Raw genomic sequence first — 21,170 nt, forward strand, 5'->3', positions numbered from 1 at the left:
CGTTTGGGCTGGACCGTTGAAAGTCCTTCCTTGGTCCTAAATACAGGTTTTGGTACCATGGACGACCTGGTCTATACCTACGGCAGTGGCAACAAGCCCACCAAGGTGCTGGACAATGGGAACAAAACCTATGGCTTTAAGGATGGCAACACCGATGGCCATGACTATTGGTACGATGCCAACGGCAATATGGTCCGTGACCTGAACAAGGGCATTGGGACGGCCAGTGTGGATGGGATTGGCTATAACCACCTGGACCTGCCCACAGAGGTAAAGTTTGACAACAGCAGTGCTAAAAAGATTACCTATATTTACGATGCCCTTGGAACGAAGCTAAAGAAAATGACCTACAGCAACGGTGTTTCGACCACGACCGATTATGCGGGTAACTACGTTTATGAGAATAATGCCCTACAGTTCTTCAGCCACCCGGAGGGCTACGTGATGCCCAATAGCAGCGGTGGCTATGATTACGTCTACCAGTATAGGGACCACTTGGGGAATGTACGGCTATCGTACACCGATAACAACGGAACCCTTGAGATTGTTGAGGAGAACAACTATTATCCTTTTGGGCTTAAACATAAAGGGTACAATAGTAATATAAGTGCTTTGGGGAACAGTGTGGCCCAACGTTGGAAGTTTGGGGGCAAGGAGTTTGATGAGGGGCATGACCTCAACACCTATGATTTTGGGGCCAGAAATTATATGCCCGATATTGGACGGTGGGGGAATATGGATCCGTTGGCTGAATTCATGCGTAACCAATCACCTTTTAACTTTGGGTTCAACAACCCTATATATTTCAGCGATTATGCTGGGACCATTCCTTGGCCAGTACCAGAAATGTTCAGAAACTGGTATAGAAGGTTAGGTAGCCCTTTTGGACCAAGAACTAGAAATGGGAGAACTAAAAACCATAATGGGGTAGATATTAATTTTTCTAGAGGATATAATACAGATTATGGCGCCCCCCGCTAGCGCTCGTCTGCGACGAGTGCCGTATCGAGTAGGCAAAAAACAAAAAAACCTAACAGAAGCCATGACGTATGTTGTGGCTTTTTTATTATTGGGATTTCTCACATACACGATTACCTGAACACTACGGACATTGTGGAAACGGAGCTGGACTTTGGGGGCAAGGTGGTACGGACCAAGGCCTCCCATACCAAGGGGACCAATGCGGCCCTGATCACTACGGATAGTCTTAGCTATGACCATAGGGGCCGGTTGGTCAAACAGGAGCAGACCATAGGCTCGCATACCGAAACGATTGTGGAGAACGGCTATGATGACCTGGGCCGGTTGGTAAGCAAAAAGGTGGGCGGGGGCCTACAGGACGTGGACTATAGGTACAATGTACGTGGGTGGCTCACGGACATCAACGATGTGGGTAACACCGCCAAATTGTTTAATTTTAGGATTGGTTACAACCAAGGGACCAATCCATTGTACAACGGCAATATCAGCCGGACCCAATGGAGGACGGCCAATAGTGACGACAGTTCTTTGAAATCCTATGACTATACCTATGATGCACTGAACCGCATCATAAGCGCAGCGGACAATACGGGCAAGTTCAACGTATTCGGCATCATCTATGACAAGAATGGAAACATAGGCAAATTGAAGCGTTTGGGCTGGACCGTTGAAAGTCCTTCCTTGGTCCTAAATACAGGTTTTGGTACCATGGACGACCTGGTCTATACCTACGACAATGGCAACAAGCTCACCAAGGTGCTGGACAATGGGAACGACAGCCATGGCTTTACGGACAGCTCGGCCAACAACCAGGACTACTGGTACGATGCCAACGGGAACATGGTGCGCGACCTGAACAAGGGGATTGGGACGTCCACTGTGGACGGGATAAGCTATAACCACCTGAACCTGCCTCAGGAAATAAAGTTTGACAACAACAATAATAAAAAGATCAACTATATTTATGATGCCTTGGGCACCAAAATGCAAAAGGTGGCCAATGACAACGGTTCTTTGACAACCACGGACTATGCTGGGAATTATATCTATGAGAATGGTACCCTACAGTTTTTCTCCCATCCCGAGGGTTATGTCAACGCCAATGGCGGAGGCTTTGAGTATGTCTACCAATACAAGGACCATTTGGGGAACGTACGTTTGTCCTATACGGATGACCCCAGTAACCCCGGTACACCTACCATTATTGAGGAAAACAATTACTATCCCTTTGGGCTTAAGCATAAGGGGTACAATAGCAATGTAAGTTCATTGGGGAACAGTGCGGCCCAACGTTGGAAGTTTGGGGGTAAGGAGTTTGATGAGGGTCATGACCTAAACACCTATGATTTTGGGGCAAGGAACTATGACCCTTGGATAGGGCGTTGGTTCAATACAGATCCCCTTGTTCAGTTTGAAAGCCCATACGTATATGCTGGCAATGACCCTGTCCGTTACATAGACCCAACGGGAATGTACTCTACCGATGAATGGAAAAAGGACAATGGAATCAGCGACGACGATTTGGTAACCGTATATCAGGCAGATGATTCCCAAGGTGGTGATGAAGACTGTTGTGGAGACGATGATGATGGTGGAATCATTGGTAATTTGATAAGTTCTGTTAAGAGCTTCTTCAGTAGTATTGGTTCCGAAGATGGTCCAGACGAGGAAAGTCGCAAGAGTATCAATAGAACTTCTTCTGGATTTAGGCAGGCCGCAAAGAATACAAATGAGGTGGCGGAATCGTTCGATGTGGTCGGTGCATCTTCACCAGCAAGGTTGGCTGCTGCCCTCTCCAATGGAGAAATATCGGTAGCAGAGTACTATGAAAGGATGAATGATTACCTAGGTACAGATAATACCGTTAAAGGAGATGCGATATGGAGTGCTGTATTCTTTATGCCTGGTGGCGGAGAAATAAAAGCTGGTGGTAAAACCATTCAATTTCTAGGGCGTGGCTCTACAGGAAGGGCTATAGCTAATTCTCTTCCTGAACAACTGGCAATGAAAGAAATTTTATCTAACCCAAATCTTGGCAGGGTCGTGATGGAGGGAATGAAGGATGGTCGATGGGCAGGATGGAATAAGATGCAGTATACCCATAGAGCTTTGGACGGTACAAAAACTACTATACATTATGTTGGTCAGTTTGAAAATGGTGTGCTTAAAGCCGTTGATGATTTTAAATTTGTTAAATAATATTTATGAAGGTAAGATGTATTCATAATTCAGGGGAAGCATTAAGGGCTTATGAAAATAAGCAACTAAATAAAGATGAAATAGGGAGATTTGGTGCTACAGGATATACTGAATATGGAGAAGTAGAAATAGGTAAGGAATATTTAGTGATGGGGATTATAGTTTTTGAAACCTATCAAGCATACCTAATTGATGATGATGGTTTTATATCTGCTTGCCCTTGTCAACTATTTGAAGTACTTGATGATAAAGTAGGCACAAATTGGAGTTTTAGATTAATTGATAAGGATGAGAGTGCTTATCCTTCCATACAAGCTATTATCGGGTATCCCGAATTATGTTCTGATAAAGAAGCGTACGAAAATCTTATAATAGAGAAAAAAGAAGTTGCACAGCGGATTTATTTTAAACGAAAAATTGAGCTTGAAAATCTGTAACTAGAGTTTACCATAAAAACAGAAAGCCACAGTGAAAGCTGTGGTTTTTTTATGCGTAGGTGTTACGCGCAAACGAAAGTGATTGGTCTATCTGTTCAAAAAGAACTCGGAAAATGCCTTGGTGTTCCGCTCCACGGCATCGGGGTCTATGAGCAGCTTTCCCCCCACCGCTAGCGCTCGTCTCTGACGAGTGCCGTATCGAGTAGGCAAAAAACCCGGCACCAGCACCTAAGCCACAACCTGTGATACCAAGGCCCAACTGTGTGGACTGTGGATTTTAAAATGAGAAACCAAAAGATATGATACGAATAAAATTGACCGTAGTCGTTTTGATAATGTTGGCAGCATTTTCCTGTAAACAGGAACCTCGCAACAAAGAGGCTTCTCCAAATGCCATTGAACCGCCTAACTCGTACAAAAAGGCGGAGGCAAATGAAGATATTGAAATCTTTACAGAAATGGCCAAAGACTGCGACCAGACCTTTGATGACTTCTTTAAAAGGTTTGCCAGGGACAGCACCTTTCAAAAAACTAGGGTCAAATTCCCATTAAGGTTATCCTATTATAAAGATGTTTTAGATGATAGTTTGTCTATTGATGTTATTAAAAAATCATCGTATAGTTATATTGATCTTAGAGAAAACAATCCGATGGTAGGTAATGACTATGAAGTTTCATTTGAAGAAAATGGTAACCAAATGGATTACTATTTAACGGGAATTGATAATGGTATTCTGATTACTTATGTATTCAAACAGAATGAAAACTGTTGGTATTTGGTGGAGATATTGGACGAATCCACATGATTAAAGAAGAATCCCCGCTCCGCACATCCACTAAAGGCGGACAGGGTTGTACGGCTGCGGCATGAGCGTTTTTAAAAGTTTTGATAATAAAGCGAAGCAGTCAAGCTACTTCGCAGCGGGAGCCCCAAATCACAAATGGCAAAGAACGCTAAAATGATGAGCGTGGTCTTTTTCTTTTCCTGCATTGATTAAAAGAAATGGCTATGGAATTCAATATTACGTCGAATAATTAAATTTTAAGGGATTTCATGACAATTGTATTCACTATCTTACATAAAGGGATTATTTATCATGACCAATGGCTACTAAGATCAATACACTTCTTTTTATCGTTCTTTTCGTTTTTAACAACCTTCAAGCGCAGGAAAAATCGGTAAAGGTCATAGAAGAACAGAAAGGAAACCGCATCGCTTTTTATGCCATCAATGAAGATGAACAACCCTATGATGTTTTATTTGAGGTTAAGGGCTCGGATTTTCGGCAAAGTGCTGCCAGGCCAAGATTAACAAGGGTGCCGGCCACTTCAAAAGTCCATTTGAAGACCATAATTCTGTACCGGGACAAAACACCAAAATATACCCATACACTTCAAGTGAACGATAGCCTTTCCCGTAGGGCCTTAAAAAAGGAATACACAATTATTGAAGTACCACCAAAGATGATAACCCCAAAGCGAAACATTACCATTTACAGGACATCAAGTTGCTTGTCCTGTGATACCATTGTTAACAAGCTGAATGAAAATCGCTATATCTTTAAGCTTATTGACCTTCAGGAAAAAAAAGAAGTCAAGGAAGCCCTCTCCAAAACTTTGGGTAAGTCATTGGACTCCATTGCGTATCCCATAATTAATCTAGGGGGGCATTTATATACGTGGATAACAAACTATGAAACCCTATTGTCCGAAATGGATAAATGACTCCTATTCCTTTCTGGTAAAGGGTACAAATCGCACAGGCATCAATTTCCTGGTCTTTATTCGACCTTTCTTTTTTTGAACCAACACTAAATCGCGGATGCCGTTATGCGGCCCTATCGGTATGACCATTCGCCCCCCTTCTTTTAACTGTTCCAGGAGCGGTTCCGGGATTTCTTCGGCACCGGCAGTCACCATAATGGCATCAAAAGGAGCATGGGCTTTCCAACCGTGGTAGCCATCACCAATCTTTACCGTAATGTTCGTATACCCCAATTCATCCAAAAGTTTTTTTGCCCGTAACCCCAGTGGTTCAACGATTTCCACGGTATAAACGGAAGCCACAATTTCTGCCAATACCGCGGCCTGATAGCCCGATCCCGTACCAATTTCTAGGACGTTGTCCTTTTTTCCAAGTCGAAGGGACTGGGTCATAAATGCAACCATATAGGGCTGTGAAATGGTTTGCTTGTATCCTATGGGCAATGGACGGTCGGAATAGGCAAATAACTGTTGGTCCTTGGGCACAAAATGGTGCCTTGGTACCTGGAGCATGGCGTCCAAGGTAGTACGGTCGTAGATGTCCCTTCCCTCCAATTGTAGTTTTACCATGGCCTTTCTCATGGAGACAAAATCCAATTCCTGGGCAAAGGCGGTCCAGGTGATACCAAAGACGATAAGTAGTGCCCAAACTTTTTGATTGTTGTTTCCCATCCTGAGTACTTTAAAATACAAAATTTTTAAGGAACTGAACTGTCGGTTATCATTTCGCCAAAGCCCTAAATTCAATAATTTTGCACTTTTAAAAAAAACGTCATGGAGAAACCGTATTGGGGTCATTTTTTGCATGATATATTGGTGGATAAGGGCGTTCCTGAAAATTGGGCCGTCTACCTTAATGTCATTATCCTGCTTGTTCTGGGAATCGTTTTGGTTTTTCTGGTGGATTTCGTCATATGGAAAATCCTTAGAAAGTTCTCCGCCGGTATGGCCAAACGGACCAAAACCAATTTTGACAATTTTGCGGTCACCAATAGGCTGCCCCGCTTTTTGGCCCATATTTTTCCACTACTGCTCGCCCTGGAACTTGCCCCAATGGTGTTCTACGATTTTCAGTATGCCGAAAACATTGCATTTAAGGCGTTGAATATTTTGGGCGTGCTTTTGGCCTTACGGATTGCCAGAAGCTTTTTCCAGACGGTTAGGGATTATCTTAAGACCCTTCCCAGATTTAAGGACAAACCCATTGACAGTTATATACAGGTGTTCATGTTTTTCGCCTGGGCGGCGGGTATCATGACCATTTTGGCCATTGTTACCGGTACCGACATTTGGAAATTCCTCACCGGTCTTGGTGCGGCTTCGGCCATCCTGCTTTTGATTTTCAGGGATACCATTTTGGGTTTTGTGGCCAGTATTCAGGTCACTATCAATGATATGGTACGTATTGGGGATTGGATAACGTTTGAAAAATACGGTGCCGATGGGGATGTGATTGAAATCAACCTGGCAACGGTGAAAGTCCAAAACTTCGATAAGACCATTACCACCATACCTACCTATGCCCTGATATCCGACAGCTTTAAAAACTGGAGGGGAATGCAATCCTCTGGAGGGAGGCGTATCAAAAGGGCCGTAATCATTAAGCAGCAAAGTATTCAGTTCCTGACTCCGGATGCCATCGAGGAACTGAAACAAATTGAACTCATTAGGGACTATTTGGATGACAGGCAAAGAAAAATCGACCTCTCCAATGAAGAAAAGGGAGTGGACAAGTCTGTATTGCTCAACGGTCGCAACATGACCAATCTGGGGGTTCTTAGAAAGTATATCGAAAGTTACCTGGAATCCCATTCCGCCATTAATGACGATATGATTTTGATGACCCGTCAGTTGGAGCCTACCACCCAGGGCATCCCTCTGGAAATCTATGCCTTTAGCGGTGATAAAAGATGGCAAAACTACGAGTACATCATGGCCGATATTTTCGACCATGTACTCGCAGCTGTGCCCTACTTTGATTTGGAAGTCTTTGAGCTTCCCACATCCCTTAAAACTAGTTCTTAAGCAAGCCCTGTCCCTCTATCCAGGGAGCGCCTGCTGCCTTTAGTTCGGCTTCCAGGCCTGGCAATGTGGTCTCCACCACTCTGGCCAATTCCGTCTTCACGGTTTGCAATTGTTGATTTGCCCTGTTGAATGCCTTTAAATGGTTGCCCGTAGGGCCGTAGGTGTTGCCCAGGGCCACAAAACCAACAAACGATCCGTTGCCTGGTGAAGGTGGGTTCCGTTCGCCGATTTCATTTTTGGCCGGATTACCGTTCATGGTTTCGTCAATGGATTGCAAGCTCTTTTTGGCGGCATTGATTCGGGCAAACAAATCGTTGCTGGGCGTTTTTGCCTGGGCATGCGCCCGTTTCATGGCATCTACCTTTTCCATTCCTTTTTTTAGCGCCGTATTGGTTGCCATTAAATCTTGCTGGAAGTTTTGGAACGATTGACGGAACGCATCGATTTCTTCCGTGGGTTTGGATGGCAGTGCCCCTTCGCGAAGGCGTTTTACCTCTATGGAAATGGGGCCGGCAACCTTGGTCATCATCCCGTTTTCCCTTTTGTATAGCTCAGCGGAATAGGTGCCCGGAGTCGCCATGTACGGAGAACCGAAAAAACCATCTTCTTCACTGGGTTTGGGAGCTTTTAAGGGAATACCGCTCCTACTGGCATACGTTAAATCCCAATTCACACGATTGAACCCCTTTTTATTGGTGCCGTTTACCCGGTTGACAATCGTTCCCGCGGCATCTTTGATGAGGAACACGTAACCCGGTTTTTCCTGGTTCTTTTCTTCGGCAAGGGCATCCCAGCCCGCAAAGGGAATGGATTTATTGTCCTTGTTGAGTTCCTTCTCCTTTTTGGTACGGACATCCTTTAAGGTATTCAACTTTTCCGGTAAATAATAGGTGAGGATGGCCCCAAAAGCAGGGTTTTTGGCCTTATACATATTATCTCCCTGGGCATAAACCCCATTCTTGGGAACGTACCAATAGGCCGTTCTGGTATCAAACAGTTGTACCTCATTGGATTTTGAGGCCTCATAATCACGTAAGGGGCCAATATCATCCAAAACAAAGAAACCACGACCGAAGGAAGCCGCCGCTATATCGTCTTCCCGACGTTGAATGGTAATGTCCCTAAATGAGATGGTGGGCACCCCTCCTTTGAACTGTGTCCACGTACCACCGCCGTTTTTGGTAAAGTAAATACCGAATTCCGTAGCGGCAAAAAGCAAACTTTTATCCACATGGTCCTGTACAATCCTCCAGGTCAATAGTCGTTTGGGAAGGTTTCCGTTCATCATGGTCCAGCTTCGTCCCTTATCGGTACTCTTTAAAAGATAGGGTTTAAAATCGCCTTCCTTGTGGTTGTCCAAAACCAAATACACGGTATTGGCATCGTATAAATCGGCACGTACGTCATTTACAAATGCCCGGTTGGGCACTCCTTTGATGCTGCCCAACATAATTTTGCGCCAATTGCTTCCCCCATCTTCCGAAACCTGTAGGATACCATCGTCGGTTCCCGCATACAACAGCCCCTCTTGCACAGGTGATTCGGACAATGAGGTAATAGTGTTATATACGCTCATGGCCCCAACATCCCAGGGATTGTCCCAACTTTGCTGTTTTCCCAGAATGGGCAATTCAATACGTTCCTCATTTCGGGTAAGATCTCCGGAAATGGCGGTCCAATCATCTCCCCTATTTTCGGACTTCCACACCCTGTAGGAGGCAAAATACAAGCGGGTAGGCTTATGTGGACTCACCAAAATGGGGGCATCCCAATTAAATCGCTCATGGGGATCGCCCGCTGCCGGTTGGGGTTGTATAAAGACCGTCTCTCCTGTAGTCTGGTCAATTCGCCACAGCCAACCTTGCTGGAACTCACCGTAAGTAATATCCGGATTCCCCGGTTCCGTTGCCGATTGGTGTCCGTCCGCCCCCAGCGTTATCCACCAATCCTGATTTAGGATACCATCTTCCCTTATGGTTCGGGACGGCCCACCATGGGAACCATTGTCCTGTGTACCGCCATAAAGATTGTAGAAAGGTGCGGAATCGTCCACCGCGACCTTGTAGTATTGAGTTATGGGCAGATTTGAAAAATAACGCCAGGTCTTGGTGAGGTCATAGGATTCATACAACCCACCGTCCGTACCAAAAAGCACGTAGTCCGGATCATCCTTTTTAAAGGCCATGGCATGACTGTCCACGTGTTTATTCTTTTCGTTCATGGTAACAAAGGTTTTGCCATGGTCATCGGAAACCTGAACGTAGTTGTTCATGAGGTACAACCTTCCTTTTTGATGTGGGGAGGCGTACAACTCTTGATAATAATGCGGGCCCGTTCCCCCGGAGACCGTATTGGACTGCTTACTCCAGGAAGCACCACCATTGTTGGAAATGAAGATGCCCCCTTTTTTTCTATCCAATTCAATGGCGGCATAAATGGTATTGCTATCAAAAGGAGAAATGGCCAAACCGATCTTTCCTAAGTTGGATTTTGGAATGCCATTGTCCAGTTTTGTCCATGTTTTTCCACCATCGGTGGATTTATGAAGGCCAGAGCCCGGTCCTCCCCCCATATAGGCGGCAACGGTCCTATGCCTGTCCCAGGTGGCCGCATACAGTATATTGGGGTCGGCAGCATCCATAACAATGTCGGTCACACCTGTCCATTCATCATTTCCCAGGGTTCTGGTCCAGGTGGCTCCCCCATCCTCGGACCGATAAAAACCGCGTTCCCCTCCCTTGCTCCAAAGCGGTCCTTGAACGGCAACATAGAGTATTTGGGAATTATCGGGATGGACAATAATCCTTGAAATGTGTTCGGATTTCTTGAGCCCCATATTCTTCCAGCTTTTTCCTTCGTTATGGCTCACATAGATGCCATCCCCAAAGCCAACATGGCGACCACCGACATTCTCGCCCGTACCTACCCAAATGGTACTGGGGTCAGTAGGGTCTAGGGTAATGCAGCCTATGGAATAACTGGATTCCCCATCAAAAATGGGTTTGAACGTGGTTCCTGAATTGGTGGTTTTCCAAACCCCACCGGAACCTACCGCAATGTACCAGGTACTTTCATTTTCTGGGTGGATGGCAATATCCGCTATTCGACCCGAGGTCAGGGCAGGTCCAATATTCCTGAACTCAAGTCCTTTGTAGATATCATCCTTTTTTTCTTCTTCCTGGCCAAAAGCAAAAGGGATAAACAGTAGGAAAGATAGGGACAGTAATGAAGCGATGCGTTGTATGATCATTGAAATACAATTTTGGTTAATCAATCCCGTAAGATAACCAAATTCCTACTCATACAGGAGAATTGTCGACCCTATATTAAATGAAAAAAGCCCCAAAATGGGGCTTTGTATTTTAAGTAGCGGAATTGTTACAGTGTTATGTTTTGAGTAGCCCCATTAGGATAGGTCAATACAGCTTGGTCATCACATGTTCCATCGCCAAAATCCACATCCACGGCCAATCCGTTCTTGCTTACGTTCATGGTTCCTTGGGTCCAGTATTCACAAATAAAGTTTGTGGACACGTTTCCGGAAATGGTATAGGTATCCCCATCTATTTGGACCGTCCAATTGCCCGAAAGGTTCCAAAGGGTATCCTGTCCTTCTTCAAAGACCACCGCAAAGGTTTTTGTACCGTTCTCTGAAATGGTTTCCCCATCTTCAAATTCAAGGGAAATGTTACTGGTTATACTGAATGAAAGCGAATTGGCTTCTTCCGAACCAGTCAATGTAAACGTCTGTGTCCCATTGACTTTTATGGTTCCCACAAAGAAATCCTCAAAAGTTGCCGTGTAGGTAGCGGATGACTCCCCTATTCCATAGGTGATATTAAGCGTACCGTTGACATTTTCGGTCTCGTTTAACGCACAGTTGTTGAATGTGGCCACAAATCCGTTGTCCAAATACTCCACACTATAACAATCGTTGGAGAAATCTTTGCTGGTAGCACCATTGTCAAAATAGAAGTCGGACAAAATTTGATCCACGGAACTGGTGACCTCATCCGTTTCCAGAATGGTTTGTACTTCGGTTTGGGTAAGTTCCCCTTCAATAGTTTGATTGTCGTCGGCATCATCACTACAGGAAAGCAGGAATACAAAGGCGGACAAACAGGCAAATAGACTTATTTTTTTCATATCAACTTAAGTTTTGGTTGTTGGCAAAACGCTGTTGTAGCTGCTTTAGTACAAGGAATTGAAATAAATCGACAAAAAGCAGGGAATATTAACGGTCTTTGGTCCGATACACAAATTTAAGTCCGCTCCAGTCCTCATCAATAGCGGCAACTTTCACATCCACCAATCCAATTTTGAGGAGATATTCCCGAATTCCGTCGCGTTTTAAATCCGTGGGTATGGAGGAACTCCCTTTGGGCCAACTTATCCATAGGAGTCCTGTTTTTTTTAGGTACGTTTTGCACGCTAAGGCATTACTTCCCAAGGCTTCCATAGTTGTGCAAAAGAGATGGATGAAGTCAATGGAATCCTCGGTGGGTGTATGGATTTTTTGAAGCCCTTCGGGAAGTGTGGCGAAAAGTTTCCAATAGTGACCGGGTTGATTTTTGAGATAAACACTATACCCTGTTTTCAATCCCAGCTTTTTGTCCAGTGGAGTACGCGAATATCCTTCAGGAGGGCTCATTCCTCAATCGCTTGTGGAATCTCTTCCTGGGATGAGATCAACCATTTGTCGTTATATATGGAGCGATATGTTATTTCGAAATTGAACCCTCTTTCTTGATAATCACTTATCAGGCCGGAAAACGTATCAAAATCCTTCCTATTGGCCCCAACCCCCAACATAACCGCCCTACCACCTGCCGGAATGGCCTTGCCCCGGTAGATACTTGACCAATCCACAATCTCAATACTATCCATTTCCCGCACATTCTCCCTAAAAAAGGTATAGAAATCCTTGGCATACGTGGTGCCCTCCATCTCCAATTGGATATCCTCAATAATTGCCGGCCCTACTCCGTGGTTGACCAAGGCGATCTGCATATAATGTTCGCTGTTATTTGTACTACTTTCCACCATAAGATAGGGCAAAGCGGAAAGCCTGCTCTGTTTGTCCATGATATTGGTCTGTCGGACAAAAATAATGAGCGTGACCAAGCTGATCAACATGGCCGTTAGTCCAAAAATCTTATCGGAAGTGAAAAAAGATTTTTTTCTTGCCATTGGGGTTATTTTAGGGAAAAATACAAAGTTTTAAGGTTAATCGACCTCCTTTTTCATTTGAACGTAGGCATAAAGATTGTCCATGGCATTGTTCAAGTTCTTCTTGAAAAGGCGCTTGGCCACCAGAAGGATCAGTAGTTTCTTGAATGGCGATTTTGCTTCCCAGAACAGTTCCAGCTCCAATTTGCATGAGTTTTCGGAGGTGGGCGTTACGATAAAAAACTGATATAAGGTATCAAAAGGAGGCGTATCCGTGGTCAGTTCCCCGTAAACGGACTGGTTTTTTTCCACCGGTTTTTTTATGGCCGTAAAATTGAGGTTTTTCCCGTTGATAACACAGACATGTTCCGTACCCAAACGGGTGACTTCATTGGAATTGTATTCAAACCGGTCTACGCCCTTTGCCCATTCCGAACGGCGGGTGTAATTGGTTAAATATTCCAGCAAGGTCGCCGTATTGACCGGAAAACTTCTGGTTTCGGTCAAATTGGGCGGCCGATGGAACTGCACTTCCTTGACCGTAGGAACTTCATTGAGTTGCAATTGATTGGCATCAATAAGGGAATAGAGGTATTCCACTTCAGTATTATCGTAGGTATCGGAACTTTTACGAAATCGGAAAATCTTACTCGAATAATACTTGGACAACTGAATTTCCAGGGCCAGTGCACTGCTGATCAATACGTAATTGGAGCTGTCCACGGAATTTTTCAACAGTCTATGTGCTTCAATGACCTGCTGTCCAAACGGTTTTCGGTTGCCCTGAACCTCAATATGTTGTAAATCCCCGGCATGTGCAATTATTTTTAATTCAAGATTGGGGGCCGTGGCACAGGCATTGCACGGACAGATCCTATTCTCCTCCAAAAGTTTCAAATGGCTGTGGAAAGCGGTAAACATGGTCTCAATCTGGGCAAGAAGCCGTTCCTGGGATGGAATTTCGCCATCCTTATAGAAGAACAGGGCATCCCCTTCAATTTCCGCCAAATGTAAATTTTCCGTGTTCGCAGCAATCAAAATTTCCAATAACTCGGAAATCACATGTTGGCTATGCTCCACCTCCGTGGTCTGTATGAACTTGGTATAGCCTGAAATATCGGGCAAAAACAATAGGGATTTGGCCATTTTCTTTAGTTAGGGGTCCTTTGTTTGGTCTTCAGGAATGGGGATAGGTTACATTGAAAAGTGTTAAACCCTATTTTAACTCCTCCCCTTTTATATCCATTATGCTTTTGAAGCTTGGGGAACTGCCAATAAAATTCGAACCTTCATCGTTATCTCAACATTGTATTTGACCTCTAAATATAAGGCATTAAACGAATAATGGCTGGAGATAAATCGTATACGATTATTTTTGCAGTATGTCCAAACCAACAATTTTAAGGGATTCCGTTAAGGACCACCTTTTACATTTGATCCGACAGGGAGAAATTGAAATTGGCAAAACCATTAACCTTGCCGCACTGTCCAGAACATTGAACATTAGCGTTACCCCAATCAGGGAGGCGCTGACACAACTGGAACAGTCACGAATTTTAAAGGCGGTACCCAACCGAGGTTTTATTGTACCCAAACTTTCCCTGACCGAGGCCGAAAACCTCTATAGAACCATTGCCGATCTTGAAGTGCTGGCCGTTGAAGGTACAACTTATGATGAACAGTTGGTGAAGGAGTTACGGAACGAACAATTGCATTTACAGCAGACACATACCCCATCTGCCCGATTGGCCTCACGGGTGAATTTTCATCGAATTCTGATTAAAAAATGCCCCAATACCATTCTGACCGAGATTTTAGGCGATCTTGAATCCCGAGTCCTTTTTTACGAACAGATGTTTGTTCTTGATGCCTCGTTCTATGAACATATAGACAACCAGAATGAAGCCATTATCCGTGCCATTGAGGAGGACAATGTACCAACGGCCGCTTTGATCTTGAATATGAACTGGATGACCGTATTGGAATATGTACAAAAACAGTTGGTCCTGCAGCAATCCACCAATTATGAGGTTGTCTCACTTTCTTTGCCAAAACAATGATTTTACAATCACATCGTTACAGGAATATGGAATTTCTCAACCCACAAATCGCAAAATTGGCCAAGGCCAAAAAGCGTTCACTGCTGCGCAAGCAGATTTCATGCGGCATTTTTCAGGACGTATCACCTTCGGACCTGAAAACAAAACAACATGAGGAGGCTACTCAGGGAAAAGGGTCCTATCCAAATCAGGAATAAGGTTAAGGGCATTTTTATAGTAGACCTTTTTAAGCACTTCACCCGGTAAATCCAATCCATACATTGCCCAAAACGCGTGGTATTTTTTGTAGTAGGGAAAGTACTCGTCCGCAGTTTCCAGCACCCTGAAATAGGTTGGGAATTCATCGGGGTTCCAGGCATCCTTGCCAAAAAGTATCCTATCCTGATATTGAATAAAAAACTGTTTTGCCCTTCGGGGTTGTCTTCCCAATTCTGCAATAATCGCAGCTATACCAACTGACATATTGGGTATTTCCTCCATTAATTCGGCCAGTCGGTCAAGGTTATTGGCATACCATCCCATGTGGGCATTGATAAACTTGGTATTAGGGTGTTTTTTGAACATACGGTGTTGTTCATCTATAATTTGTTGCCACGGGGCTGGATCGGTGTCCGACCTTTTCCTTCCAGGCCGAGTTTTCAGTTCCAACCAACGTTCGTTATCGCTGTCCATGGGGTCCCAAAAGGACTTTGGATCGGCCGAATGGATCAAAACCGGGATATTCAGCGCCGCACACTTTTCCCAAATGGGATTCAAACGGGAATCATCAACGGCAATTCGATTTCCGTTTACATCTTTGTTGCGTAGGCCCAAACTTTTGTACACTTTAAGTCCCTTGGCGCCCGCTTTAACATCGGCCTCCAATTGTGCCGCCGCCTGTTTCCCCCAACCGAGGTTCCCTACCCCGTTAAAGTCCACATTGGCAAACAGCACGATGCGATTGGGGTAATGGTCATTTACATTCTTCAATTTGGCCCGTAATCCATCTCCGGACCCCCCACTAAGGTTGACCATAATTCCCAAATTGATACGGTCCATGTCTGCGATAAGTTCCGACAAATTTTGACTTTCCATTCTAAAATGATGGCTATGCACATCGATAAAAGTGAATTTTGCTTTCGATGTCGGGTGTTTGGGAACCACTAAGGTAGATTTGGGATTGTACTCCTCAAAACCCATTTCCTGGGCGCTACCAGGAAAAACCGTACCAGTGAATAACAAGATTGCCATAACCTTTCTCAGCGCCAAATATGCATATTTGCTATGTTCCATATTTTTTGAATAGTTTTTTATAGGCGTCCCAGGTATCCATATCCACAAATTTTCCCTTGGATGGAATGGAGGGAACGGAATGTCCGTACGATCGTATGATATGTCTTGCCCCAAAATCGTTTTCCAATTTTCCCAATTCAGGAAATAGGGTTTGATCAAATATGGCGGGAACTCCCAGATTTTCGTTGTAATCAGTACAAACCATGGTATTTTGGGAGCTTTGGAACAACTGTGTCAGGGCCAATAAGTGATTTCTGTCCAACAGGGGCTGATCCACAAGCATGACCAGTGCGGCCTTGAAGCTGTTGTTTTTCATCAAATGTTCAATTCCTTTGGAAATGGATTTTCCCATACCATCCTCCCAAAGGTCATTTTTAACGATTTCAACATTTTTTTCATGGATGGTATGGTGTATTTCCGAAAAATGTGCCCCCAAAACCACAAACACATGATCGGTCACTTCCAAGGCCTCGTCAATAGCGTATTCCAGCAAGGTTTTTCCTCTCCAGGGCAATAATTGCTTGGGTTGTCCCATACGTGAGGAACCCCCTGCAGCCAGGATTAGGACAGCCAGTTCCCCTTTACGGCTTTTGCTCATGCGTGTATCCTACCTTTCTTTTCCCGTAATGAAATGGCCTCTTTTTGGTTGATGACCGCCAATATTTCCGACAGTACCGACAATGCGATTTCCTGAGGGGTCTCCGCCCCCAATTCCAGTCCGGCGGGACCATGGACGGATTCTATGAATTCCAATGGGGTATCCGGGTTTTGCTCCAACAGTTCATTGAACAATTTTTCCCGTCTTCTGGCGGGTCCAAGAATGCCAAAATAGGCTGGCTCATGTCCGCTAAGGGCCATTAAAAACTGTAAATCCTTTACATAGCTATGGGTCATGAGCACAATGGCCGTTTGATGATCGGCATTGATGTGAAGCGTTTCAGCTTCAGCATTCACAAAATCGGTAGATCCAGGGAAATCCATAGCGGTCTTCCCTTCCTTGGGATGGGCCACAACGGTCACCTCCCACCCCATAAGTCCTGCCATTGAACATAACTGAACGGCATCGTGTTCCGCTCCAATGATGACCAATCGAAAACAGGGAGGTAAGGTTTGATGAAAACTTTCCAAATCGGTAGGAATCACGTATCCTTCCCTAAGGGGAAGTATCGTTTCGTTCACTTCCAGGACCGAGCCATAGTTGACGTCTTCCCCAAAGTGGGGATTAAAATAACTCCTCATATGAAAAGCAGTCCTTTGGCCAATACTAGCCCAAAACTGGGTGATTACTTCCGGGGAAGGTCGAAAAGGTTCCAATAAAATGAACAATATCCCTTCGCAACCCAATCGATAACGACCGTCATAGGTCATAATTTTGGGAACCTGGGTTGTAAAAACAGAGTGTGCTTGTCGGTATACCTCCTTCTCCACACATCCTCCACTTACGGCACCTACCATGGTTCCGTCTTCCAATAGGAGCATCCGAACCCCTGGTCTTCGGTATGAAGAACCTTCCAGGGCCACCACGGTCGCCAAAACGGCTTTTTGACCGTTTTTGTGCGCCGCTTCGTAGGAATTGACAATTTTTTTTAGTTCGTGGGTCGTCATATTATTTTTCGTGTGGGAATAAACCCTACTTTTTCATTGTTTTCTATGGTTTGTCCAGGCTTAACCTTGATAAAACCATTGGCCTTCGTAAGGCTGGTCAGGTCACCGGAACCATTGCCGTCGATTAAATTCCCGCGCATTTTTCCCTCCTTTATATAGGCTTTGGCCCGAATGAACCGCATTAAATCCGTGGTATTTTCAAATGATTCTTCTAAAAATACTTGAATTTCGGCATTTGCCTGTCCCAAACATTTGTTAAGCCATGGTTTAAAATAGATATGAAAATTGGCAAAAGTGGATGTGGGATTTCCGGGAAAGCCAAAAATAGTGGTATTGCTATCGGTATGTTCCCCAAACCAAAACGGCTTTCCAGGTCTTTGGAGTACCCGATGAAAACGCTTTTGTACCCCAATCCCTTCCAGAACCTCGGGCAAATAATCGTATTTTCCTTTGGAGACACCGCCACTTACCAACAGGACCTCACTGTTTTCCAAAGCGGACAGCAACGCCTTTTCAATTTTGGCCCTATCATCCTTGATATGTATTATTTCCGAGGCAATACCGTTTTCGAAAAGAGCGGCGCGCAGGGTATGTGAATTGGATTGCCTAATTTGATGTGGTTTGGGTACCTGGTTCACAGGGACCAGTTCATCTCCTGTGGAAAACAGCGTAATCCTGGGATTCTTTTTTACCAATAGTTCCGCTTTTCCTATAGAAGCCAATACGCCGATTTCGGCAGCTGTGACCAATGTACCCTCACTGAGGACCACGGCACCTTGGGCTTCGTCACTCCCCCTATAATGGATATTCTGCCCTTTTGTAACAGGCTTGACAATTTTGGCTGAGCCGTCCCGTATATCCAAATGCTCATACATTACCACAGTATCGGTGTTTTTGGGGAGTACCGCCCCAGTCATGATTTCGTAACAACCGGAAGCGGACTGCAGTTCCTTTTGGGGGGAGCCAGCAGCGGCAACACCTTCTATGGCAAAGGTATCCAATGGCATTTCCTGATCAAACCGTATGGCAATACCGTCCTTGGTCGCACGATCAAAAGGCGGAAAATCCCTATCTGCAAAGACGTTTTCGGCCAGTATGCGGCCATCGGCTTTTGCCAAGGGAACGGTAACATTCCCAAAATCATGGGTCTTACTTAAAACGATTTGATATGCCTCCTCAAATGAAATCATGAAAAAAGATGAATTTGAAGTCCGTTCCCAATCAGCACGCGAACACCTACCAAAAAGACCAGAACAGCCGTCAATATCCGAATGCCCTTTGGGGAAATCTTCACTAAGGTCATACGGACCCCTAACTGTCCTCCAATGAAAACGGCCAATATCAGACCTAACAATTCCGGCCAGAATACCTCAAAAGTACCACTGGTCACCAAACCTGTAATCCCTGAAATGGAATTCACCAAAATGAAGAAACTCGCCAAAGCAGCTATGTTCAATGGCTTATCCCATTTCATATAATTCAGGATCGGGGCTAAAAATATGCCCCCTCCAATACCGACAAGGCCGGATAACAGGCCCACTCCACCCCCAATCCCATAAGAAAACCAGAGCGGATACTTAGAAGGTTGGTAATTGGATTGTAGGTTCAATGTCTGAAAAATCAAAGAAAGTGCAGCCAATATCAATGCAATTCCCAGTAAGATAAAAAAGATATGTTCCTCCAGGCGAAATACCGCACCAATAAATGCCAAAGGAATACTGGTCAGTATAAAAGGTAAAAATTTCTTGAACTTCAGGTGGCCTGCCCTATAAAACAGGAAACAACTCCCGGAAACCACAACGAGATTACAGACCAATGCCGTACTTCGTATGACAAAAAAGGGGGTAATGGAAAGGGCCAAAATGGCCAAATAACTGGACCCACCTCCAAAGCCTACGGAAGAATAAAGCAGTGCAATACAGAAAAAGGCAAGTACCAAGAGGATAAATTCACCCCATTCTAGTGACATAACATGGAAATTTGGTTCATTCCTCCCTCAATGCTGTATATTTTTGCATTGGGATGGGCCTGGACGAGTTGTTGCGCGGCCTGGGCACTCCGTTTACCGGATTGGCAAACTAGATATATAGGGGTTTTAAAATCAATTTGATGAAGTGTTTCGCCCAAAGTGGGCAATGGGATGTTTACCGCTCCCTCCCAATGGTTTTCCTCAAACTCCTTCAATGAGCGAACATCTATAACTTGTTTTGGATGGTCCAAAGCCAGGAATTCAGTGGCATCCAGGTTTAGGTCTATGGAACAAGGTGGAGAGCCGTAGGAGTCGGCCAATAGTTCCATCGCTTTATTCTTTGGATTTGCATTAAATTGTACCAATCGGTTTTCTTGAGACAGTCCATTGTATATCAATAGTTTTCCAGATAACACCTCTCCTACTCCAGTTAAGATTTTAACCACTTCCAACGCCTGAAGACTTCCTACAATACCAGGAATTACACCGAGAACACCATTTTCATCGCAGTTTGGTATTTCTTCCATACGCGGCATCTTTGGGAACAAACAGCGGTACGTGGGACCGTCATTATGGTTAAAAACGCTAACCTGTCCTTCAAAATCATGCAATGCGCCATAAACAAAAGGCTTGCCCAATATCACACAAGCATCGTTTACCAGATAACGTGTGGCAAAATTATCGGACGCATCCACTACTACATCATAGTCTTTGATGATTTCCAGGGCATTGTCCTTGGTTAAGTAAGCCGGGATGACGGTGATGGAGGTTTGTGGATTTTGCTTTTTCAACTTCGTTGCCGCCACCTGTACCTTGGATTGGCCTACTTCCGCCTCAGTATACAGTACTTGCCGATGTAGATTATGGAGTGCAATGGTGTCATTATCCATAATACCCAAAGCCCCAACACCCATGGCGTTCAGGTACTGGACAACGGGCACACCCAAACCTCCTAAACCAATTATTAATACCTGACTATCAGCTAATTTTAATTGATTATCTAAACCAAAGCTTTCAAGATTAATCTGTCTTTGATATTTCGATAAACCTGGAATCATCCTAACTTTTCCTTTGCCAATTGGTATTCCTCCATGGAATTGGCGTTGAACAAAAAATCTTCTTGGGAAGGTTCCACCAATTGGATATCCGAATTGATCAAAAACTTTCTTGGGCAAGAGCTTTGCACCGTTTTTAGGTATTCTTTTGCCGCGACCAGGGCCTGTGGTTCCCATATGGCTATCAAGGGTTCCGGCAATCCAGAGCCTTTGGCTGAAAAAGCTGTAGCCACTTTGTCCTGGTTTCGATGGGAAACCAGTTCGTACAATCCCTTTTTGTCCAAAAGTGGTAAGTCGCAGGCCAAAACCAACCAGGCTACGTTGGGATGTGCGGAATGTGCACTTAGTATGCCATTAAAAGGACCACGGTATGTATTTTGATCGGTGATAACCGGCATATGGTCCGGGAAGGATTGGAGTTGGTCCTGTCGGGCACTGAAGTACACGTTATCACAAAACCCTTCGGCCAACTCAAAAAGATACTCCCGTTGGGGTTTTCCATGATAGGTCAATAAGCCCTTATCATTTCCCATACGGTTGCTTTGGCCCCCGGAAAGGATCAAACCATAGAGTCTAGGTGGTTTGCTGTTCATTGTAGTCCTTACTATTTCTCTGTTACACCTGTAGTATCCTA

The 21,170-nt window shown here is 44.6% G+C and carries 20 protein-coding genes; 7 read left to right on the forward strand and 13 right to left on the reverse strand.

Features of this window, described 5'->3' with window-relative positions:
- Nucleotides 1–3 precede the first annotated feature (3 nt).
- From L0P88_RS22150 to L0P88_RS22170, 5 genes are all read left to right on the forward strand, one after another.
- Nucleotides 4–981 (forward strand): RHS repeat-associated core domain-containing protein, encoded by a 978-nt coding sequence (locus L0P88_RS22150; RefSeq protein WP_247132064.1) that lies wholly within the window; start codon nt 4–6, stop codon nt 979–981.
- Nucleotides 982–1,113: 132 nt separating this feature from the next.
- The gene (locus tag L0P88_RS22155) at nt 1,114–3,180 is read left to right on the forward strand and encodes an RHS repeat domain-containing protein (protein WP_247132065.1); all 2,067 of its coding nucleotides are present in this window, start codon (nt 1,114–1,116) and stop codon (nt 3,178–3,180) included.
- A 5-nt stretch (nt 3,181–3,185) separates the two neighbouring features.
- Complete coding sequence (locus tag L0P88_RS22160; protein ID WP_247132067.1) at nt 3,186–3,617, forward strand: hypothetical protein; 432 nt, start codon at nt 3,186–3,188, stop codon at nt 3,615–3,617.
- Between the two features lie 299 nt (nt 3,618–3,916).
- Entirely contained in the window at nt 3,917–4,423 is a 507-nt protein-coding gene (locus L0P88_RS22165; protein WP_247132068.1) for a DUF4348 domain-containing protein, read from the forward strand.
- 298 nt (nt 4,424–4,721) lie between these two features.
- Nucleotides 4,722–5,342: a hypothetical protein gene (locus tag L0P88_RS22170; RefSeq protein WP_247132069.1), complete on the forward strand. Its 621-nt coding sequence runs from the start codon at nt 4,722–4,724 to the stop codon at nt 5,340–5,342.
- A gap of 3 nt (nt 5,343–5,345) precedes the next feature.
- Here L0P88_RS22170 and L0P88_RS22175 read toward each other — a convergent pair whose 3' ends face one another.
- Nucleotides 5,346–6,053, reverse strand: coding sequence for a protein-L-isoaspartate(D-aspartate) O-methyltransferase (locus tag L0P88_RS22175; RefSeq protein ID WP_247132076.1), 708 nt, complete (start codon nt 6,051–6,053; stop codon nt 5,346–5,348).
- A 102-nt stretch (nt 6,054–6,155) separates the two neighbouring features.
- Between L0P88_RS22175 and L0P88_RS22180 the strand changes: the two genes are divergently transcribed.
- Entirely contained in the window at nt 6,156–7,406 is a 1,251-nt protein-coding gene (locus L0P88_RS22180; protein WP_247132077.1) for a mechanosensitive ion channel family protein, read from the forward strand.
- Here the strand turns inward: L0P88_RS22180 and L0P88_RS22185 are convergent.
- The 5 genes from L0P88_RS22185 to L0P88_RS22205 form a co-directional block, all read right to left on the reverse strand.
- Nucleotides 7,396–10,656: a VPS10 domain-containing protein gene (locus L0P88_RS22185; RefSeq protein WP_247132079.1), complete on the reverse strand. Its 3,261-nt coding sequence runs from the start codon at nt 10,654–10,656 to the stop codon at nt 7,396–7,398. The genes L0P88_RS22180 and L0P88_RS22185 overlap by 11 nt on opposite strands.
- A gap of 128 nt (nt 10,657–10,784) precedes the next feature.
- Nucleotides 10,785–11,552 (reverse strand): hypothetical protein, encoded by a 768-nt coding sequence (locus tag L0P88_RS22190; protein ID WP_247132080.1) that lies wholly within the window; start codon nt 11,550–11,552, stop codon nt 10,785–10,787.
- A gap of 88 nt (nt 11,553–11,640) precedes the next feature.
- Nucleotides 11,641–12,006 (reverse strand): DUF3052 domain-containing protein, encoded by a 366-nt coding sequence (locus tag L0P88_RS22195; RefSeq protein ID WP_247132082.1) that lies wholly within the window; start codon nt 12,004–12,006, stop codon nt 11,641–11,643.
- Between the two features lie 47 nt (nt 12,007–12,053).
- Nucleotides 12,054–12,596 carry a hypothetical protein gene (locus tag L0P88_RS22200; RefSeq protein WP_247132084.1) on the reverse strand — a complete coding sequence of 181 codons (543 nt, stop codon included), beginning with the start codon at nt 12,594–12,596 and terminating at the stop codon, nt 12,054–12,056.
- Between the two features lie 36 nt (nt 12,597–12,632).
- A complete protein-coding gene (locus L0P88_RS22205; RefSeq protein ID WP_247132086.1) occupies nt 12,633–13,721 on the reverse strand; it encodes a DUF2652 domain-containing protein in 1,089 nt (362 codons plus the stop codon).
- A 236-nt stretch (nt 13,722–13,957) separates the two neighbouring features.
- On the opposite strand from L0P88_RS22205, the gene L0P88_RS22210 reads away from it, so the two are divergent.
- Nucleotides 13,958–14,635: a GntR family transcriptional regulator gene (locus tag L0P88_RS22210; protein ID WP_247132087.1), complete on the forward strand. Its 678-nt coding sequence runs from the start codon at nt 13,958–13,960 to the stop codon at nt 14,633–14,635.
- 159 nt (nt 14,636–14,794) lie between these two features.
- Here the strand turns inward: L0P88_RS22210 and L0P88_RS22215 are convergent, their stop codons facing one another.
- The 7 genes from L0P88_RS22215 to L0P88_RS22245 are packed head-to-tail and all read right to left on the reverse strand — an operon-like array spanning nt 14,795 to nt 21,129.
- Nucleotides 14,795–15,907, reverse strand: coding sequence for an amidohydrolase family protein (locus L0P88_RS22215; RefSeq protein ID WP_247132093.1), 1,113 nt, complete (start codon nt 15,905–15,907; stop codon nt 14,795–14,797).
- Nucleotides 15,897–16,505 carry an NTP transferase domain-containing protein gene (locus L0P88_RS22220; protein WP_247132095.1) on the reverse strand — a complete coding sequence of 203 codons (609 nt, stop codon included), beginning with the start codon at nt 16,503–16,505 and terminating at the stop codon, nt 15,897–15,899. Before L0P88_RS22220 ends, L0P88_RS22215 begins: the two co-directional genes overlap by 11 nt.
- A complete protein-coding gene (locus L0P88_RS22225) occupies nt 16,502–17,512 on the reverse strand; it encodes an XdhC family protein (RefSeq protein ID WP_247132100.1) in 1,011 nt (336 codons plus the stop codon). Before L0P88_RS22225 ends, L0P88_RS22220 begins: the two co-directional genes overlap by 4 nt.
- Entirely contained in the window at nt 17,509–18,702 is a 1,194-nt protein-coding gene (locus tag L0P88_RS22230; RefSeq protein WP_247132101.1) for a molybdopterin molybdotransferase MoeA, read from the reverse strand. The genes L0P88_RS22225 and L0P88_RS22230 overlap by 4 nt, the downstream gene beginning before the upstream one ends.
- Nucleotides 18,699–19,481 carry a sulfite exporter TauE/SafE family protein gene (locus tag L0P88_RS22235; protein ID WP_247132103.1) on the reverse strand — a complete coding sequence of 261 codons (783 nt, stop codon included), beginning with the start codon at nt 19,479–19,481 and terminating at the stop codon, nt 18,699–18,701. The genes L0P88_RS22230 and L0P88_RS22235 overlap by 4 nt, the downstream gene beginning before the upstream one ends.
- Nucleotides 19,472–20,539, reverse strand: coding sequence for a HesA/MoeB/ThiF family protein (locus tag L0P88_RS22240; RefSeq protein WP_247132105.1), 1,068 nt, complete (start codon nt 20,537–20,539; stop codon nt 19,472–19,474). Before L0P88_RS22240 ends, L0P88_RS22235 begins: the two co-directional genes overlap by 10 nt.
- Nucleotides 20,536–21,129 carry an NTP transferase domain-containing protein gene (locus L0P88_RS22245; RefSeq protein ID WP_247132107.1) on the reverse strand — a complete coding sequence of 198 codons (594 nt, stop codon included), beginning with the start codon at nt 21,127–21,129 and terminating at the stop codon, nt 20,536–20,538. Before L0P88_RS22245 ends, L0P88_RS22240 begins: the two co-directional genes overlap by 4 nt.
- Between the last annotated feature and the right edge of the window lie 41 nt (nt 21,130–21,170).

This window comes from Muricauda sp. SCSIO 64092 (assembly GCF_023016285.1).
In the GTDB taxonomy this organism is placed as follows: Bacteria; Bacteroidota; Bacteroidia; order Flavobacteriales; family Flavobacteriaceae; genus Croceivirga.

Excerpts from the sequence above, each read along its gene's own strand:
- L0P88_RS22160 (WP_247132067.1), top strand. The coding sequence starts at position 3,186 with ATGAAGGTAAGATGTATTCATAATTCAGGGGAAGCATTAAGGGCTTAT.
- L0P88_RS22165 (WP_247132068.1), top strand. The coding sequence starts at position 3,917 with ATGATACGAATAAAATTGACCGTAGTCGTTTTGATAATGTTGGCAGCA.
- L0P88_RS22170 (WP_247132069.1), top strand. The coding sequence starts at position 4,722 with ATGGCTACTAAGATCAATACACTTCTTTTTATCGTTCTTTTCGTTTTT.
- L0P88_RS22175 (WP_247132076.1), bottom strand. The coding sequence starts at position 6,053 with ATGGGAAACAACAATCAAAAAGTTTGGGCACTACTTATCGTCTTTGGT.
- L0P88_RS22180 (WP_247132077.1), top strand. The coding sequence starts at position 6,156 with ATGGAGAAACCGTATTGGGGTCATTTTTTGCATGATATATTGGTGGAT.
- L0P88_RS22185 (WP_247132079.1), bottom strand. The coding sequence starts at position 10,656 with ATGATCATACAACGCATCGCTTCATTACTGTCCCTATCTTTCCTACTG.
- L0P88_RS22190 (WP_247132080.1), bottom strand. The coding sequence starts at position 11,552 with ATGAAAAAAATAAGTCTATTTGCCTGTTTGTCCGCCTTTGTATTCCTG.
- L0P88_RS22200 (WP_247132084.1), bottom strand. The coding sequence starts at position 12,596 with ATGGCAAGAAAAAAATCTTTTTTCACTTCCGATAAGATTTTTGGACTA.
- L0P88_RS22205 (WP_247132086.1), bottom strand. The coding sequence starts at position 13,721 with ATGGCCAAATCCCTATTGTTTTTGCCCGATATTTCAGGCTATACCAAG.
- L0P88_RS22210 (WP_247132087.1), top strand. The coding sequence starts at position 13,958 with ATGTCCAAACCAACAATTTTAAGGGATTCCGTTAAGGACCACCTTTTA.
- L0P88_RS22215 (WP_247132093.1), bottom strand. The coding sequence starts at position 15,907 with ATGGAACATAGCAAATATGCATATTTGGCGCTGAGAAAGGTTATGGCA.
- L0P88_RS22220 (WP_247132095.1), bottom strand. The coding sequence starts at position 16,505 with ATGAGCAAAAGCCGTAAAGGGGAACTGGCTGTCCTAATCCTGGCTGCA.
- L0P88_RS22225 (WP_247132100.1), bottom strand. The coding sequence starts at position 17,512 with ATGACGACCCACGAACTAAAAAAAATTGTCAATTCCTACGAAGCGGCG.
- L0P88_RS22230 (WP_247132101.1), bottom strand. The coding sequence starts at position 18,702 with ATGATTTCATTTGAGGAGGCATATCAAATCGTTTTAAGTAAGACCCAT.
- L0P88_RS22235 (WP_247132103.1), bottom strand. The coding sequence starts at position 19,481 with ATGTCACTAGAATGGGGTGAATTTATCCTCTTGGTACTTGCCTTTTTC.
- L0P88_RS22240 (WP_247132105.1), bottom strand. The coding sequence starts at position 20,539 with ATGATTCCAGGTTTATCGAAATATCAAAGACAGATTAATCTTGAAAGC.
- L0P88_RS22245 (WP_247132107.1), bottom strand. The coding sequence starts at position 21,129 with ATGAACAGCAAACCACCTAGACTCTATGGTTTGATCCTTTCCGGGGGC.